11 protein-coding genes are annotated in these 17,598 nt (G+C 57.2%); 3 read left to right on the top strand and 8 right to left on the bottom strand.

Annotation, left to right across the window (positions count from 1 at the left end):
• Positions 1-172: 172 nt before the first annotated feature.
• From ACFPLB_RS02025 to mutS, 8 genes are all read right to left on the bottom strand, one after another.
• Positions 173-1,135 carry a dihydrodipicolinate synthase family protein gene (locus ACFPLB_RS02025; RefSeq protein ID WP_378227588.1) on the bottom strand — a complete coding sequence of 321 codons (963 nt, stop codon included), beginning with the start codon at positions 1,133-1,135 and terminating at the stop codon, positions 173-175.
• 90 nt (positions 1,136-1,225) lie between these two features.
• The gene (locus tag ACFPLB_RS02030; protein ID WP_378227589.1) at positions 1,226-1,789 is read right to left on the bottom strand and encodes an ActR/PrrA/RegA family redox response regulator transcription factor; all 564 of its coding nucleotides are present in this window, start codon (positions 1,787-1,789) and stop codon (positions 1,226-1,228) included.
• A gap of 182 nt (positions 1,790-1,971) precedes the next feature.
• The gene (locus ACFPLB_RS02035; protein WP_378227590.1) at positions 1,972-3,285 is read right to left on the bottom strand and encodes an ActS/PrrB/RegB family redox-sensitive histidine kinase; all 1,314 of its coding nucleotides are present in this window, start codon (positions 3,283-3,285) and stop codon (positions 1,972-1,974) included.
• 38 nt (positions 3,286-3,323) lie between these two features.
• Complete coding sequence (locus ACFPLB_RS02040) at positions 3,324-4,238, bottom strand: DMT family transporter (protein WP_378227591.1); 915 nt, start codon at positions 4,236-4,238, stop codon at positions 3,324-3,326.
• Positions 4,239-4,274: 36 nt separating this feature from the next.
• Positions 4,275-6,119 (bottom strand): dihydroxy-acid dehydratase, encoded by a 1,845-nt coding sequence (gene ilvD, locus ACFPLB_RS02045; protein ID WP_378227592.1) that lies wholly within the window; start codon positions 6,117-6,119, stop codon positions 4,275-4,277.
• 138 nt (positions 6,120-6,257) lie between these two features.
• Entirely contained in the window at positions 6,258-9,344 is a 3,087-nt protein-coding gene (locus ACFPLB_RS02050; RefSeq protein ID WP_378227593.1) for an efflux RND transporter permease subunit, read from the bottom strand.
• The gene (locus tag ACFPLB_RS02055) at positions 9,341-10,483 is read right to left on the bottom strand and encodes an efflux RND transporter periplasmic adaptor subunit (protein ID WP_378227594.1); all 1,143 of its coding nucleotides are present in this window, start codon (positions 10,481-10,483) and stop codon (positions 9,341-9,343) included. The genes ACFPLB_RS02050 and ACFPLB_RS02055 overlap by 4 nt, the downstream gene beginning before the upstream one ends.
• Positions 10,484-10,662: 179 nt before the next feature.
• Positions 10,663-13,404: a DNA mismatch repair protein MutS gene (gene mutS, locus ACFPLB_RS02060; protein WP_378227595.1), complete on the bottom strand. Its 2,742-nt coding sequence runs from the start codon at positions 13,402-13,404 to the stop codon at positions 10,663-10,665.
• 134 nt (positions 13,405-13,538) lie between these two features.
• On the opposite strand from mutS, the gene ACFPLB_RS02065 reads away from it, so the two are divergent.
• The 3 genes from ACFPLB_RS02065 to ACFPLB_RS02075 all read left to right on the top strand — a co-directional run bounded on the left by ACFPLB_RS02065 (position 13,539) and on the right by ACFPLB_RS02075 (position 17,527).
• Positions 13,539-15,818: an NADP-dependent malic enzyme gene (locus tag ACFPLB_RS02065; protein WP_378227596.1), complete on the top strand. Its 2,280-nt coding sequence runs from the start codon at positions 13,539-13,541 to the stop codon at positions 15,816-15,818.
• Positions 15,819-15,975: 157 nt separating this feature from the next.
• The gene (locus ACFPLB_RS02070; RefSeq protein ID WP_378227597.1) at positions 15,976-16,206 is read left to right on the top strand and encodes a hexameric tyrosine-coordinated heme protein; all 231 of its coding nucleotides are present in this window, start codon (positions 15,976-15,978) and stop codon (positions 16,204-16,206) included.
• A 100-nt stretch (positions 16,207-16,306) separates the two neighbouring features.
• Positions 16,307-17,527 carry a threonine ammonia-lyase gene (locus tag ACFPLB_RS02075; RefSeq protein ID WP_378227598.1) on the top strand — a complete coding sequence of 407 codons (1,221 nt, stop codon included), beginning with the start codon at positions 16,307-16,309 and terminating at the stop codon, positions 17,525-17,527.
• Positions 17,528-17,598: the final 71 nt, after the last annotated feature.

The following is a 17,598-nucleotide window of genomic DNA, read 5'->3' on the forward strand; positions in this document are numbered from 1 at the left end:
CATAATCAGTCTCCTTGGGGGAGCCTGAATCACATCACAATAATCTAATCAATAGGTCCTGAGCCTAGAGCGCCGTGCGTCCTGTCGGACGCACAAAGGACGCTCTAACTCTTTGAATGAGCATCGGAATCATCCAAAAACCGATTCCACTTTTTGGTCCGATGCTCTATGATCAGGCTGTGTATTTCTGCACAGCGCCGCCTTGTTTCGACCACTGGGCATACCATGTGTCGAACAGTTCAAGCTGGGTTTCGACAAAGCCGCGCTGACTGTCGCTCAAAGCATCAGTCTCATTGAAGTGCAGCTTATATTCGGGGTTTCCTTTCAGCACCAACATATGCTTGAAATACAGCACCAGATCAGTGCCTTCATCATAGGTTGCCAGCACATGGAGCGCCTGCTCCAGTTCCAGCGCCCGCTGGCGCGCCTCAGCGTCGCCCTTGGCTGCCGCCCGGCACAGCGCCAGCAGATGCAGCACTTCGCGCGGCAACACGCAGCCAATGCCGGTAATGGCCCCGCTGGCTCCGCAATTGACAAAACCATGGAAGACGCAGGTATCCACGCCAACCATCAGCCGTATGTCATCATTGCCGCTGGTGATATGTTCAGCCGCATAGGTCATCGGCTCTGGCCCGCCAAATTCCTTGAAGCCGACGAGATTTGGATGCTCGCTGCGCAAGGCAAAAAACAGGTCCGCACGGGTGGAAAAGCCATAATGGGGGCTGTTGTAGATAACGGCTGGAAGATCGGGGGCGGCTGACAGGATCGCCTTGAAATGATTGCGCTGGGCGGCAATGGACGAACCCCGCGATAAAACCCGGGGGATCACCATCAGGCCGCTGGCGCCCACCTTTTGCGCATGGGCGGCATGGGCGGCAGCAATGGCAGAATTGATGGCGCCGGTGCCGACAATGACGGGCACGCCTGCCTTGACCAGCCGTTCTACCCCTTCCATCCGCTGTTCATCGGAAAGCAGAGGCCAGTCGCCCATCGAGCCGCAATAGATGACGGCTGACATGCCGGTGGCCATCAGTTCCTTGCCCTTGCGCACGAGCGCCTCGAAATCAGGTTTGCGGTCTTGGGTACAAGGGGTCATCAGCGCCGGCATGCAGCCGGAAAAAACTTGCGCATTCATGCAAAAACACTCCCTCGAAGCCTGATCCTGAAAAATCTACAATTTTTTGGAATCATGCGCCAGATAGTACCGTCTGGCGCATAAAATGCTTTAGCGTGGGGCACGTTTGGCGAGAATGCGTTGCAAGGTGCGGCGGTGCATATTGAGGCGGCGCGCCGTTTCAGACACATTGCGGTCGCACATTTCATAGACGCGCTGGATATGCTCCCAGCGTACACGGTCTGCCGACATCGGGTTTTCAGGTGGGGCAGCGCGTTCACCGGCAAGGCGCGTCAGGGCGGCAAATACATCATCTGCATCAGCCGGTTTGGACAGATAATCGACAGCACCAAGTTTTACGGCCGTTACCGCAGTGGCAATGTTGCCATAGCCGGTCAGGATAACGGTGCGTGCATCTTCGCGCTTTTCGCGAATGGCGGCCACCACATCAAGGCCGTTACCATCGCCCAGTCGCATATCCACCACCGCATAGGCAGGAGGGTTGGTGCGTGCTTTGGCAACTGCTTCTTCCACACTTTCGGCGGTGTCGACGGCAAAGCCGCGTGTTTCCATGGCCCGCGCCAGACGGGTGAGGAAAGGCTTGTCGTCATCCACGATCAGCAATGTGGTGTCGTCGCCGGTCACCATGCTGCCATTGCTGTCTTCGGCTGTCATGATCTTCGCCCTTGTTTTGTTGTTGCGATAAACATGTTTAAACGGAAATATATGTGTTGGGCGTCGCTGTCCAATTTTTCTGCTGTGTCAGACGCAAACGGCTGACGGCAAAATGCCCTGACCTTTTGTTTTAGCCGCATAGTGCTTGCGTCAGATGGTGCCACCTGTACTCATAAAATGCTTTAGTCACGCGGCAGGGTTGATCCTTCTTCGGCATAGACAAAATCGCTGCGCAGCCAGCGAGTCTTGACGATGGCCCCCTGACCGGGCGTGCTGGCATTACTGAAAGTGATGGTGGCGCCGGAGCGTTCAAGCAAGGTTTTGGCAATGAACAGCCCCAGTCCCAGCCCGCCGCCAGGTTCGGCTCCCTGGCGGGTGGACATATAGGGTTCACCGATCCGGTCCAGAACTTCGGCGGGAAAGCCTGACCCATCATCCATCACTGAAAGCGATACGTAATCATTGTCCCAGCTCCAGCGCACGCTGACACTGGTATGGGCAAAGTCGACAGCATTTTCGACAAGATTGCCAAGACCATAAAGCACACCCGGATTGCGCCGTCCGATCGGTTCAGGCCCGATGCACTGATCCGGCTGAAGGCGAATGATGATGCCGAAATCACGATAGGGAGCGCTCACCTCCTCCACCAGTGAGGTCAGCGGCAGGCGGGCCATTTGCGGCTCGCCTTCGGAGGACAGGCTGGTCAGACGTTTGAGGATTTCGCGACAGCGCTCGCTCTGGCTGCGCAACAGGCTGACATCGTCGCTATATCTGGAATCGGCGCCAAGGGCTTTTTCCATTTCCCTTGCCACCAGTGAAATGGTTGCAAGCGGTGTGCCCAGCTCATGGGCTGCCGCCGCCGCCAGCCCGTCCAGGGCAGAAAGATGCTGCTCGCGTTGCAGTACAAGTTCGGTGGCGGCCAATGCGTCGGAAAGCAGGCGGGCCTCTTGCGCCACCCGGAAAGCATAAAAAGCGGTAAAACCAGTGGCCGAAAGAACCGCTATCCACATGCCGGAAACATAAATGAAAGGCATGACCAGTTCAGTGCCTTCAAACCATGGCAAAGGCTGGTGAAAAAACGCCAGCAATGAAGCGCAAGCTGCCACAAGGGCAGCTTGCATGATTGTCAATCTGATTGGCAACGAGGTTGCCGAAACCACGACCGGTACAATCAGCAGCAGGGAAAAGGGATTGGTCAGCCCGCCTGTCAAATACAGCAGACCTGCAAGCTGAAGCGTGTCGAAGGTCAACAGCGCCATGGCGCCCAGCGGCTCCAGCCGCTGGGCGGCCGGATAGCGGAATGACAAAAGCAGGTTTACCCAGGCAGAGGCAATGATCAGGGCAAGGCACAAGCCGACAGGAAGCGGAAAACCGAGCCAATAGGCGACAACCAGCACCGCCATGCTCTGGCCGACAATGGCAAGCCAGCGCAGGCGTATCAGCGTGTTGAGGCGAAGTCGGTAGCTTTGGCGCAGATCTGGTGCATTGCGTCGCATTATGAAGAATATTCCGGCATATGGAGGTTCACAAACATTCAGTTCACCCCTTTGGGCACGTTTTCAGGTGGCACTGTTGCCTGAACATTCTGACGATGGAAGATGAACAGGCCAGCCAGCACCACAATGCCGCCGCCGATCAATATGCGTGGGCCGGGCACATCATTGAAGAAGAGGATGCCGAAGACCACGGCCCATAAAAGCAATGTGTAATGAAGGGGGGCAAGGGTTGAGGCAGGCGCCATTTTCAAGGCGCGCGTGATCATCAGATGCGCGACACTGGAAACTACGCCCAGTAAAAGCATGGCACCATAGTCGATGGCTGGCACATGTTGCCAGGAACCAACGGCCAGAAGGCCGCCACCAACGCCGACGCCGATTGTCTGCCAGGTGACAAGGGCCGTGTCGCTGGTGCCGCGCAAAACGCGGCTGAGCACAATGGCAATGGCAAAGGTTATCGATCCGACCAAGGCGTAGAGCGATTCAATCGTCAGGGCTGCCGATGACGGGTTGAGCATCACCAGCACACCGCAAAAGCCGAGAATAATGGCTAGCCAGCGCCGCCAGCCGACCTTCTCCTTGAGGAATATATGCGAAAGCAGCGCCACATAGATCGGGCCAGCCATGTAAAAACTCATCACATCGGCCAGCGGCAGGTAAACAACCGCTGCATAAAACAGCAGCGTATCGAGTGCGGTGGCAATGACCCGCATCACTTGCAGCCCGATACGACCCAGATGAAACAATTTGTGCGTTCCCTGCCGCACGATCAGGGGCCCGAGAATGATGAAAGCGCCAACCGAGCGCACAAACACCACCTGTCCGACTGAAAAGCTTGCAACCAGCCATTTGCCCATGGCGTCATTGAGGGCAAACATGAAATTGCCGGCGAGCATCAAAATAATGCCGCCGACAATCATGTTGCGATTTACATACCCGGACAGGCGTGACATGGCGTGTCTTTCTGGAACCTTATCAAGCTATCAGGCTCAAAGGTTTTCGTCAGGCAATTGCCGCACTGCGCCCTTGTCGGCGCTGGTGGCAAAGGCTGCATAGGCTTTGAGCGCTGTGGTGACATTGCGCTTGCGAAGCACTTCCGGTTTCCAGCCAGCCTTGTCCTGTGCGGCGCGGCGTATTTCCAGTTCTGCATCGGAAATGCGAAGGGCGATGGTGCGGCCAGGAATATCGATGTCGATCATGTCACCATTGCGCACCAGACCGATGGCCCCGCCTTGTGCGGCTTCTGGCGAGGCATGGCCGATGGACAGGCCCGAGGTGCCGCCTGAAAAACGCCCGTCGGTAAGCAGTGCACAGGACGCACCAAGCCCCTTCGATTTCAGATAGCTGGTCGGGTAGAGCATTTCCTGCATGCCTGGCCCGCCCTTGGGCCCCTCATAGCGGATGACGACGACATCGCCAGCCTTTACCTCATTGCCTAAAATACCCTTCACCGCCGCGTCCTGGCTTTCAAACACGACCGCAGGGCCGGAGAATTTCAGGATATTCTCATCAACGCCTGCCGTTTTCACCACACAGCCATCGAGCGCGATATTGCCTTTCAGCACGGCCAGGCCACCATCCTTTGAGAAGGGATGTTCAACAGAGCGGATGACACCGTTTTCGCGGTCCGTATCCAGTTCTTTCCAGCGGGCGCTTTGGCTAAAGGCGGTTTGTGTGGGCACCCCGCCGGGGGCTGCGCGGAAGAATTCGCACACGCTTTCGCTGGGGTTTCGGGTGATGTCCCAAGCGTCGATGGCATCGCCCAATGTTGGCGCATGAACGGTCGGGCTGTCGCGATGGATGAGGCCCGCGCGCTCCAGTTCTCCCAAAATACGCATGATGCCACCGGCCCGGTGCACATCTTCCATATGCACATCCGCCTTGGCAGGGGCGACCTTGGACAGGCATGGCACCTTGCGTGACAGCGCATCAATGTCGGCCAGCGTAAAATCGATTTCGCCTTCATGGGCAGCAGCCAGAATATGCAGCACCGTGTTGGTGGAGCCACCCATGGCAATGTCGAGTGACATGGCGTTTTCAAATGCCTTGCGGTTGGCCACATTGCGCGGCAACACGCTTTCATCATCCTGCTCATAATAGCGTTTGGTGATGTTGACGATCAGATGACCGGCTTCTTCAAACAGGCGCTTGCGGTCACTATGGGTGGCAAGTGTCGAGCCATTGCCGGGCAGTGACAGGCCAAGCGCTTCGGTCAGGCAGTTCATCGAATTGGCGGTAAACATGCCCGAACATGAACCGCAGGTCGGGCAGGCGGAGCGCTCAATGGCGGCCACATCCTCATCCGACATGGTATCGTCAGCTGCGGCAACCATGGCGTCAACCAGATCGAGCGCCTGGGTTTTGCCATTCAGGACAACCTTGCCAGCCTCCATCGGACCGCCGGAGACGAAGACAGCGGGAATGTTGAGGCGCATGGCAGCATTGACCATGCCGGGCGTGATCTTGTCACAGTTGGAAATGCAGACCATGGCGTCGGCACAATGGGCATTGACCATATATTCCACACTATCGGCAATGATTTCGCGGGACGGCAGCGAATAGAGCATGCCATCATGGCCCATGGCGATGCCGTCATCCACGGCAATGGTGTTGAACTCCTTGGCGACACCGCCTGCCTTTTCGATTTCGCGCGCCACCAACTGGCCCATATCCTTTAAATGGACATGGCCGGGAACGAATTGGGTAAATGAGTTGACAACGGCAATGATCGGTTTGCCGAAATCGCCGTCCTTCATGCCAGTTGCACGCCACAATCCGCGGGCTCCGGCCATATTGCGGCCATGGGTGGTTGTACGGGAGCGATAGGCAGGCATGGTAATTTCCTCAAGCAGGTTCGGACTACAGCGCAGTGCTGGCTGATTTAGATGAATATGGCAAGATGGGCCATTTTAATTCTGTTCAGTTGCCAAAACACAGATGGCCCGGAAAAGCCGGGCCATCTGTGTTTGGGTTCATACAGAAGCTGCTGTTTCAGGCTCGGGCGAGTCCTTGTGAGCATAGGCGGCATTGTGATCCTTGCTGGCAAGGAACGTATAAAACATCGGCACCACAAACAGCGTGAACATGGTTCCGATGAGAACGCCGGAGAAGATCACCAGACCCATGGAATAGCGGGCGGCAGCACCAGCACCTTGTGCGGTGATCAGCGGCACCACGCCCAACGCCATGGCGGCCGTGGTCATCAGGATCGGGCGCAGACGCACCTTGGCTGACGCGATAATGCCTTCGCGTCGTGACAGCCCCTGTTCAGCCCGGATCTGGTTGGCAAATTCGACCAGCAAAATACCGTGCTTGGTGATCAGCCCGATCAGCGTGATCAACCCCACCTGCGTATAGATGTTGAGTGTCCCCAGACCCAGATTGAGCGGTATGATGGCCCCGAAGATCGACAGCGGCACCGACATCATGATGATGAGCGGATCACGAAAACTTTCAAACTGGGCTGCCAGCACCAGATAAATCACCACCACAGCCAGTACAAAGGCAATCATGATGGTGTTGCCCTGCTCCTTTTCCAGGCGCGACTGGCCCGAATAGTCGATAAAGAAACCGCCAGGCAGGGCTGCCTGGGCAATTTCCTCAATCGTCTGGACACCTGTACCGGTGGTCACGCCTGGCACCGGCAATGCCGAGATAGTGGCCGAATTCAACTGGTTGAACTGGTCGATCGATGCCGGTGACGAATTGGTAGAAATTGTCACCACGCTGGAGAGCGGCACCATTTCGCCCGTGGCGGCGCGCACGAAGAACTCGCCGAGCCGTTCGGGATTGTTGCGATATTCTTTCGGCACTTGTGGAATGATGTCGTAGGAATTGGAATCGCGATCGAACTGACCCACTTCAGCGCCGCCAACCAGCAGGCCAAGTGTCTGGCCGATAGTGCTGATGGGGATATTCATCGCCGCAGCACGGTCCCGGTCAATGGTGACGGTGATTTGCGGGGCGTCAAAGGACAGGGAATTCTGAACGATGATGAACTGGCCGCTTGCCTGTGCTTCCTGTCTGATCTGTTCGGCCACTTCAAAGACCTGAGAGGCCTCACCGGTTGACTGGATGACGATGGAGATCGGCAGGCCACCGCCTGCGCCCGGTAATGAAGGCGGTGCAAACACCAGAGCCTGAACACCTGCTACCTTTTCAAGCCGCTCTTGAATATCGGCCTGAATTTCCTTTTGCGACCGGGCCCGTTCGGCCCAGTCCTTGAAGGCCCAGATGGCAAAGCCGCTATTGTTGCCGCCGCCAATACCGACCACCGAAAATGCAGCGCGCAGTTCGGGCAGATCCTCGGTCAGTTGATAGATCTGGTCGAGATAAAGCGAGGTGTAGTCAGAGGTTGCATAACGCGGTCCGGTGACCAGCGAAAACAACGCGCCGACATCTTCTTCAGGCGCCAGTTCGGAAGAGGTCTTCACGAACATGAAGCCGGTGACCGAGATCAGTGCGGCAACGATCATCAGCGTGACCGGCCGGTAATTCAGCGAGCCGGAAACCAGTCGCTCATAACGGTTGGCAATCCGGTCAAAGCTGCGGTCGATGAAGGCCGCAAAACGGCTGTGACTGCCGGATTTAAGCAGGCGCGCCGACATCATCGGGGTCACCGTCAGCGCTACCAGACCTGAAATCACCACAGCACCGGCCAGCGTGAGCGCAAACTCCCGAAACAGGGAGCCGGTCAACCCGCCGGTGAAGGCCAGCGGCGCAAACACAGCAGCCAGTGTGATCGTCATCGACACGACCGGGCCGGTAATCTCGCGCATCCCGACAAAGGCGGCGTCCATGGGACTAAGCCCCTCCTCCATATGGCGATGGATGTTTTCCACCACCACAATGGCGTCATCGACCACCAGACCGATGGCCAGAACCATGGCCAGCAGCGATAGCAGATTGATCGAATAGCCCAGCAAAAAGAGAAAGAAGCCGACACCGATCAGCGACAGCGGAATGGTGATGACCGGCATGATGACCGAGCGCAGGGAGCCGAGGAACAGCAAAATGACGAGGATGACGATAATGACGGCTTCGCCAATCGTCTTGAAAACTTCCTTGATCGAGGCGCTGATCTGTTCGGTTGCGTCATAGACCATGGTGATGGTCATATCCTGCGGCAGGCTGGCGGCAATGGCTGGCAATTCTGCCAGAACGGCAGCAGATGTGTCGAGCGGATTGGCTGCCGGTGTCGGGAAGATGCCGATGAAAGTGCCGGGCTGGCCGTTGAACACAACGCGGGTGTCGGTGCTTTCGGCGGCCAGTTCGATATCCGCCACGTCGCGCAGCCGGATGACGCCGGTCTTGTCGTCAGCCTTCAGCGGCAAGGCGCCGAAGGCTTCGGGTGTCTGCAAGGTGGAGCGCAGTGTGATCGACTGCGCCACATATTCATTCTCGGTCTTGCCTGGCGCAGCCAAAAAGTTCGAGCTGCTGATCGCGTTTAAAACATCGCTGGCGACAAGACCGCGGGCGGCAAGGCGGACCGGATCGATCCATACACGCATCGAATAATTTGCAGCCCCCAGAACCTGCACCTGCGCAACGCCTTCAATGGTTGACATGCGGGGCCGCAAGACGCGCTCAATATATTCGGTAAGCTGTTCGGCGGTCATATGCTGGTCTTGTATGGCCAGATACATGATGGCGAATTGCTGGCCGGTGCCCTTGACGATGGTCGGGTCCTTGGCTCCGCTCGGCAACAGGCTGCGCACTTCCTGCACCTTGGACATGACCTCGGTCAGCGCCGTATCGGGATTGGAGCCGAGCTTCATCTGCACGGTCACAATCGAGGAGGAGGGCATGCTTTGCGAGCTGACATAGTCGATGTTTTCGGTTGTCGCCACAGCCTCGGCAATCGGCGCGGTGATGAAGCCCTGAATCAGTTCGGGGTTGGCGCCGGGATAGATCGTTGTGATGGTGATGACGGTTTCATCGACCTTGGGATATTCACGAACCGACAGGTTGAACAGGCCCTGAAAGCCGAGCAGCAGGATCAGCAGCGCAACAACGGTGGAAAGAACCGGGCGTCGGATGAAGAGTGCAGAAAAATTCATTCGCCATCACTCCGCGCCTGTCCGGCTTTCGATGGGTCGATCGTGTTGTCGATGACAATGGGTGAGCCATTGTCGAGGCGGTTCTGGCCAGCGGTCACCACCTCGTCGCCAGCTTTGACGCCGCGGGTGATTTCGACCCGGCCATCCGAGTGGCGGCCAATATCGACAAAGGTCTGTGAAACAACCAGTGAAGGTTCGTTGTCCGCCTCGGTTCCGGTTGCCTTATTCTCGGCGGGACCAACCACATAGACATAGTCGCCATACAGGCTGCTGACGAGCGCCGTCTGCGGAATGGCGATGATATTTTCCTCGCTTGGCAGCACGATACGTACCTGTATGAACTGGCCGGGGCTCAGATGACCGTCGGGATTGGTGATTTCAGCGCGCACGGACACCAGCCGGCTTACCGGGTCGATCTTGGGGTCGATTCCGGTGATGGCGCCCTTGTAGGGCATGTCATCGCCGGTCAGCCCCAGCAAAACCTCCTGGCCGATTTTCAACTGGCCAAAGCGTTGTTCGGGAACCGTAAAGTCAACGCGCAGCGTATCCAGATCCTGCAATGTGGCGACAGGGGTGCCGGGAGCAACATACTGGCCTTCTTCGATGCGCGGAATGCCGATGGTTCCTGCAAACGGGGCCTTGAGCAGTTTCTGGTCGAGAACTGCCTGCAATTTGGCGACCTGAGAGGTTGAGGTTTGGAAACTGGCGCGCGCGGCATCCAGTGTGGCTTCCGTTCCAACGCCACGCTTTTGCAGGGCGACAGCACGCTCAAGCGCCTGCTTGTCGAGGGTGGCTTGAGTTTTTGCTACTTCCAGATCAGCTTCTTGCACGGCGTCGTCCAGCCGCACCAGTTCCTGCCCCTGCGCAATTTTTTCATTGGCCTTGAACAGAATTTCCTTGACGATACCGGTGGTTTCGACGGTCAGGTCAACACCGCTTGCCGCGGCGACCGTTCCGATGGCTTCAATGCCGGGCGACCATGTGACCGGCTCGACCTTGATTGTCGAAACAGTCAGCGGTTTGACCGGCATATTGGCGAAGAAATCTGCAATAGCCTTGTCGCGGAACATGTTGAAACCGACAATTCCGCCGCAGACAATTACGAGGAGGATGAGTGCGATGATGAAACGCTTGATCAAGATGGTTCCTCTTGGTCGCCGGTTTTGAATTGGGGCGGCGTACAGAAATTTTAGGGTATTTTATGCTACAGTATCATTCCTTGCCTGACGCTGTCGCCAGTTGCGCTGGTATATAGAAAGATGAGCTGCTTTACAATTTGCTGAATGCTGCAAAATCATGCGGGCCTTGGCGGGGGTTTTTATTCCCCGGTCTGATTGGCAAGCCCCTTGAGCAGATACAGGGCCTCCAGTGCCTCGCGCGGGGTCATTTCATCCGGATGCAGGCCGTCAAGCATTGCGCCAAGCGCATCAATATGTGGTGCGGGGTGTGGCGCAAGGTGCGGCGCGGTTTCATGACGCAGCGCGGCTGAAAACAGCGGCAGATCGTCGATCAACCGTTCCGTCTTGCCTGAAACCTCGCCTGATTCAAGCTGATGCAACACTTCTTTTGCCCGCGCCACCACGGCTTGGGGCAGACCGGCCAGTCGCGCTACCTGTACGCCATAGGAACGGTCGGCGGCCCCTTTGCCGATCTCGTGCAAAAACACCACATCGCCTTCCCACTCCTTGACCCGCATGGTGACATTGTGCAGGCGGGCAAGTTTTTCAGACAGGGCCGTCATTTCATGAAAATGGGTGGCAAAGATTGCGCGGCAGCAATTTTTCTCATGCAGATATTCAACGGCTGCCCAGGCAATGGACAGCCCGTCAAAAGTGGCGGTGCCGCGCCCGATCTCGTCCAGAATGACCAGTGAGCGGTCACCTGCCTGATTGAGGATGGCTGCTGTTTCCACCATTTCAACCATGAAGGTGGAGCGCCCGCGCGCCAGATCATCAGAAGCGCCAACACGTGAAAACAGCCGGTCAACAATGCCGATATGAGCTTTTGTCGCCGGCACGAAAGAGCCGGTCTGGGCTAAAATGGCGATCAGTGCATTCTGGCGCAGGAATGTTGATTTACCGCCCATATTGGGACCGGTCAGCAGCCAGATGGCGCCATGGCGGGCACTGCCTTCCGGCGACAGGTCACAATCATTGGCCACAAAGGGGCCTTCGCCTGCCTGGCGCAGCGCCTGTTCAACAACGGGGTGGCGTCCGCCCTCGATCTCAAAAGCAAGGCTGGCATCGACTTGTGGCCGTCGCCAGTCCTCGCGGGCGGCAAGCAGAGCCAGTGCGGCCGAGACATCCAGCATGGCCAGCGCGTCGGCGCCAGCGCGAATGGCTTGCGCTTGCGCCACCACCTCTTTGACCAGCGTATCGAAGACAGCAAGCTCGATTGCCAGCGCCCGGGCTGCGGCATTGGCAATTTTACTTTCTAGTTCAGCCAGTTGTGTGGTGGTAAAGCGCATGGCATTGGCCATGGTCTGGCGATGAATGAAGCGGGCTTTGGCCTCGTCGGTTCCGGTCATCACCGCTGCATGATTGGCCGTGACCTCGATATAATAGCCCAGCACATTATTGTGCCGGATCTTGAGCGAACGGATATTGGTTTCTTCTGAAAGATCACGTTCCATGGCGGCAATGATGCGGCGTGATTCATCGCGCAATGCCCGCATTTCATCAAGTTCTGCGTCATAACCGGCGCGCACAAAACCGCCATCACGCTTGAGCAGGGGCATTTCATCGCCAAGCGCCTGCTCCAGATGCTGCGTCAATTGCTGCGGCAATGCGGCAATGGCCTCCAGCGCCTTGCCGATTTCTGTCGGCGCCACCGTATCGGTAAAAAGACCGGCAATGGTGGTGGCGGCTGCAAGCCCTGAATGAAGCGCGCCAAGATCACGTGGGCCACCCCGGTTGAGAGCAAGGCGTGACAGGGCGCGTGGCATGTCGGCCACCCCTTTTAACGCCAGCCGTAACGCTTCACCAAGGCGCGGTTCGCTGTGGAAGAAGGAAATGGAATCCAGCCGCGCAGCAATTGCCGCCGGATCGGTCAGCGGCGCTGTCAGCCGCTCGGCCAGCAGGCGGGCCCCGCCGCCGGTAATGGTGCGGTCGATGGCTTTAAACAGCGATCCCTCGCGCTGGCCGGAAAGCGTGCGCAGCAGTTCCAGATTGGCCCGTGTTGCCGGGTCGATGAACAAGGTTGCGCTGTTTTCTTCACGCTCGGGCCGCGACAATGGCGGCCGCTCGGCTTTTTGCGTCTTTTCCACATAGGCGATGATGCCGGAAATTGCCGACAATTCGGCGCGGCCAAATGTGCCGAAACTGTCGGGTGTCGCCACCTCGAAGAAACGGGCGATGCGTGCAGGCGCAGAGGTGGAATCAAACAGGCTGGAAGGTTGCGGGCTGGCTACGCGCCCGAGCATGTCAAATACGGGTTTCAGTTCAGGCGCATGAAAGACCGGCTCGGCCACGATCAGTTCGCGTGGATCGACGCGCAATATATCGGCCAGCAGCCGGTCCTGTGCGGTTTCCGTGACCTTGAAGGTGCCGGTTGAGATATCGATCCAGGCCAGCGCATAAGACGGATCTGCGGCTCCCTTCATGCGGCCCAGCGCCATCAGGAAATTTGAGTCTGCCGGCGCCAGCAGCTTGTCTTCGGTAATGGTGCCGGGTGTGACCAGCCGGATCACTTCGCGGCGCACAACCGCCTTGGAGCCGCGTTTTTTTGCTTCGGCCGGATCTTCGGTCTGTTCGCATACGGCAACGCGAAAGCCCAGCGCAATCAGCTTTTGCAGATAATCATCGGCGGCATGGACCGGCACGCCGCACATGGGAATATCATGGCCCTGATGCTTGCCGCGCTTTGTTAAAACAATGCCCAGTGCCTGTGCCGCCACCTCGGCGTCATCAAAGAACAATTCATAGAAATCGCCCATACGGTAAAACAAAAGCGAATCGGGATTGACCGCCTTGATTTCCAGATATTGCTCCATCATTGGCGTGGGAGGCGCAAAAGCTGGCTGGGCAGGGCTTTGTGTGTGTGATTGTGTCTCGCGGTTCACGAAACTCTTTCCAAAATTTTCATATATACGGCTTGGCGCTTTACGGTGGTTAAGTGTAGCCTTAATCGCCAACACTCCACAACAACAAGCCGCAGCCAGAGCAAGAGCGGCCCCGGTGAGGAAATCTCCAGCACATGCCCAGCACAAACGAGAATGCGACGTCTTCCGTCAGCCCAGAAGAGGCGCTGGAATTTCACATGCGCGGGCGTCCCGGAAAACTGGAGATCATGCCAACCAAGCCGATGGCGACGCAGCGCGACCTGTCGCTTGCCTATTCGCCAGGTGTTGCGGTTCCGGTCAAGGCGATTGCCGAAGATCCCAGCCGTGCCTTCGACTATACCACCCGTGGCAATATGGTGGCCGTCATCACCAATGGAACCGCCATTTTGGGTCTTGGCAATCTGGGTGCATTGGCGTCCAAGCCGGTGATGGAAGGCAAGGCGGTATTGTTCAAGCGCTTTGCCGATGTCGATGCTGTCGATCTGGAGCTTGATACCGAGGATGCGGATGAGTTCATCAATTGCGTAAAGTTTCTTGGTCCTTCCTTTGGCGGCATCAATCTGGAGGACATCAAGGCCCCGGAATGTTTTATCATTGAGCAGCGTTTGCGCGAGTTGATGGATATTCCCGTTTTCCATGATGACCAGCATGGCACGGCCATCATTGCTGCTGCCGGTCTTATCAATGCGCTGGAAATCACCGGACGCGATATCAAGACCACGAAACTGGTGTGCAATGGCGCAGGCTCGGCCGGTATTGCCTGTATCGAACTGGTCAAGGCCATGGGGATGCCGCCAGAAAATGCCATTTTGTGCGACACCAAGGGGGTCATTTATCAAGGCCGGGAAGAGGGCATGAATCAATGGAAGTCAGCCCACGCGGTCCAGACTGAAAAGCGTACGCTGGCTGAGGCCATGGAAGGTGCGGATGTGTTTTTCGGGCTGTCCGCCAAGGGCGCGCTGACCCGTGCCATGGTGCAGTCCATGGCCAAAAATCCCGTCATCTTCGCCATGGCCAATCCCGACCCGGAAATCACGCCGCAGGAAGTAGCGGAAATCCGTACCGATGCGATCATGGCAACGGGTCGTTCGGATTACCCCAATCAGGTCAATAATGTGCTGGGCTTTCCTTACATCTTCCGCGGCGCGCTGGATGTGCAGGCCACCACCATCAATGAGCAGATGAAAATTGCGGCTGCCCATGCGCTGGCCGATCTGGCGCGCAAGGATGTGCCAGACGATGTGGCTGCCGCCTATCAGGGCAACCGACCCAAATTCGGCCCCAACTACATCATTCCCGTGCCGTTTGATCCGCGTCTGATCTCTGCCATTCCTTCAGCCGTGGCCAGGGCTGCAATGGAAACCGGCGTCGCGCGCCGTCCGATTATCGATATGGGGCGTTACGAGCAGGAGCTTTCGGCGCGCCGCGATCCGATTGCCTCCACGCTTCAGCGTATTTTTGATCGTGTGCGCCGCCAGCCCAGACGCATTGTCTTTGCCGAGGGTGAGGAAGAGCAGGTCATGCGCGCTGCCGTTTCTTACGTCAATCAGGGGCTGGGCACGGCTCTTTTGCTGGGCCGCGACGATATTATCAAGGAAAATGCCCGTCAGGCCGGTGTTGATCTGAACAAGCCCGGCCTTGAAATCATCAATGCGCGCCTGTCGCGTCGCAATGCGGTTTATACCGACTATCTTTATGAGCGGATGCAGCGCAAGGGCTATTTGTTTCGCGACAGCCAGCGCCTGATCAACAATGACCGCAACCATTTTGCCGCCTGCATGGTGGCGCTGGGCGATGCTGACGGTATCGTCACCGGGGTGACCCGCAACTATTCGATTGCGCTTGAAGATGTGCGCCGGGTCATCGATGACAGGCCCGGCCATTGTGTGATTGGGGCGTCCATCGTCCTGTCGCGTGGCCGCACGGTCATTGTTGCCGATACGGCTGTTCACGATATGCCAAATGCCGAGCAGATTGCCGACATTGCCGAAGAAGCAGCAAGTTTTGCCCGTCGCATGGGTTATGAGCCGCGTGTGGCCTTGCTTGCCTATTCAACCTTCGGTCATCCGCAAGGAGAACGTTCGGAGCGGATTCAAGAGGCGGTCAACATCCTCGACAAGCGCCGGGTGGATTTTGAATATGATGGTGAAATGGCTGCCGATGTGGCGCTTAACCCGACCGCCATGCAGCAATATCCGTTCATGCGTCTGAACGGCCCGGCCAATGTGCTGGTGATGCCTGCCTATCATTCGGCTTCAATTGCCACCAAGATGCTTCAGGAACTGGGCGGCGCCACCGTGATCGGCCCGCTGCTGGTCGGTCTTAACAAGCCGGTGCAGATTGTATCGCTCAACGCCAAGGATTCCGACATCGTCAATATGGCCGCCATTGCTGCTTTTTCTGCGGGCGGCTGACCGCTTTTTTTAAGCGGCCTCATCATGAGGCCGCTTCCTAAAACCCATGCGGCATTGTGCCGAATAATATATATTCCATATATATCTTTTATTTGCCAGATTGGTGAGTATCAGCAGGCAGGCCTTTGAAACGGGCCAGACAGGAAAGGAATACGGCATGGCTGAAACCTGGCTTTTCTCACTTAAAACGGCAACACCGCAGGAGGGTTTTGATCTGGCCACCAAGCTGGCCCGCGTCGGCGTCAAGGTGACCCAGCCCTCGGCAGAAATGCGCGACAAGCTGCGCGCTGCCTATGAACAGGATACCGCCCAGTTGATTGCCTCGTCTCAGGTGATTGCCACGCATTTCCAGACGGTCGCAGCAGCCAATAATTATTGGCGTGATTGAGACAGACGGCTTTGGATCAGTTGGCAGCAAACCGCCGACTTGTTTCTGGCAAGGCGGAACGGGCCGATAAAGTCTTATCAGGCCGGGAAAGGAACCGGGTATGAATCAGCCATTCGTCATCACAGCACATGATATTGAAAAAGCAGCCAGCCGTATTGATGGCCATGTGTTGCGCACACCGCTGGTTGAGGCTCCCCGGCTTTCCGAACTGACAGGCGCGCAGGTGCTGGTCAAGCATGAGAATATGCAGGCCACAGCCTCCTTCAAGGAGCGCGGGGCAGTTAACAAGCTGTCCTTGCTAACCCAGGAGGAGAAAAAACGCGGTGTTATCGCCATGTCGGCTGGCAATCATGCCCAGGCTGTTGCCTATCATGCCAGGCGCTTTGATATTCCTGCCACCATCGTCATGCCGGAAACAACGCCATTGGTGAAGGTTGAAAATACCCGCAGGCAGGGGGCGCGCATCGTTTTATATGGCGAAACCCTTTATGAATCCGGCGATAAGGCACGTGAAATTGCTGCTGCGGAAGGGCTGGTTCTGATCCATCCTTATGATGATCCGGCCATCATGGCCGGGCAGGGAACTGTGGCGCTGGAGATGCTGGCCGACAGGCCTGATCTTGATGTGCTGATCATCCCGGTCGGTGGTGGCGGGTTGATGGCGGGCAATGCCATTGCCGCCAGGGTAATCAACCCGGACATTGAATTGATTGGCGTTGAAGCTGAACTGTTTCCGTCTTTCCTGAATGTGTTGAACAACACGTCTCAGCCGGTTGGCGGGCCAACGCTGGCAGAAGGCATTGCCGTCAAGGCGGTCGGGGAACTGACCTTGCCGGTCATCCGCAGCCTTGTGCGTGATATTGTGCCGGTCAGCGAAGCGCTGATCGAACGCGCCGTCAATGCCTATGCCAGCCTGCATCATACATTGGCGGAAGGGGCTGGCGCTGCCGGGCTGGCGGCGATGCTGAAAGAGCCCGCGCGCTATGCCGGGCGCAAGGTCGGGCTGGTTTTATGCGGTGGTAATATCGACACCCGCATGCTGGCGGGGGTCATGATCCGCGAACTGGAGCGTGAGAGGCGCATCGTTTCGCTGCGCCTGACCAGCGATGACCGGCCCGGCCTGCTGGGCAAGGTGGCAAGCCTGCTCGGCGCGGAAGGGGCAAATATTCTGGAAGTCAGCCATAGCCGCCGGTTTCTGGATGTACCGGCCAAGGGTGTGTCGATTGAAGTGACGATCGAGACGCGCAATGCCGAGCATTCACAGATGATTGAGGAAAAACTGGCGCAAAACGGTTTTGCCTTGCACCGCCTCGTTGCGTAATTTGTGCTTGCGCGCTTTTAGAGCATTTCTTGTTTTCACGGAAACGGATGAAATGCTCTAAGCTCTCGTTT

Source organism: Aquamicrobium segne (assembly GCF_042656785.1).
Taxonomy (GTDB): Bacteria; Pseudomonadota; Alphaproteobacteria; order Rhizobiales; family Rhizobiaceae; genus Mesorhizobium; species Mesorhizobium segne.

Excerpts from the sequence above, each read along its gene's own strand:
- ACFPLB_RS02025 (WP_378227588.1), bottom strand. The coding sequence starts at position 1,135 with ATGAATGCGCAAGTTTTTTCCGGCTGCATGCCGGCGCTGATGACCCCT.
- ACFPLB_RS02030 (WP_378227589.1), bottom strand. The coding sequence starts at position 1,789 with ATGACAGCCGAAGACAGCAATGGCAGCATGGTGACCGGCGACGACACC.
- ACFPLB_RS02035 (WP_378227590.1), bottom strand. The coding sequence starts at position 3,285 with ATGCGACGCAATGCACCAGATCTGCGCCAAAGCTACCGACTTCGCCTC.
- ACFPLB_RS02040 (WP_378227591.1), bottom strand. The coding sequence starts at position 4,238 with ATGTCACGCCTGTCCGGGTATGTAAATCGCAACATGATTGTCGGCGGC.
- ilvD (WP_378227592.1), bottom strand. The coding sequence starts at position 6,119 with ATGCCTGCCTATCGCTCCCGTACAACCACCCATGGCCGCAATATGGCC.
- ACFPLB_RS02050 (WP_378227593.1), bottom strand. The coding sequence starts at position 9,344 with ATGAATTTTTCTGCACTCTTCATCCGACGCCCGGTTCTTTCCACCGTT.
- ACFPLB_RS02065 (WP_378227596.1), top strand. The coding sequence starts at position 13,539 with ATGCCCAGCACAAACGAGAATGCGACGTCTTCCGTCAGCCCAGAAGAG.
- ACFPLB_RS02070 (WP_378227597.1), top strand. The coding sequence starts at position 15,976 with ATGGCTGAAACCTGGCTTTTCTCACTTAAAACGGCAACACCGCAGGAG.
- ACFPLB_RS02075 (WP_378227598.1), top strand. The coding sequence starts at position 16,307 with ATGAATCAGCCATTCGTCATCACAGCACATGATATTGAAAAAGCAGCC.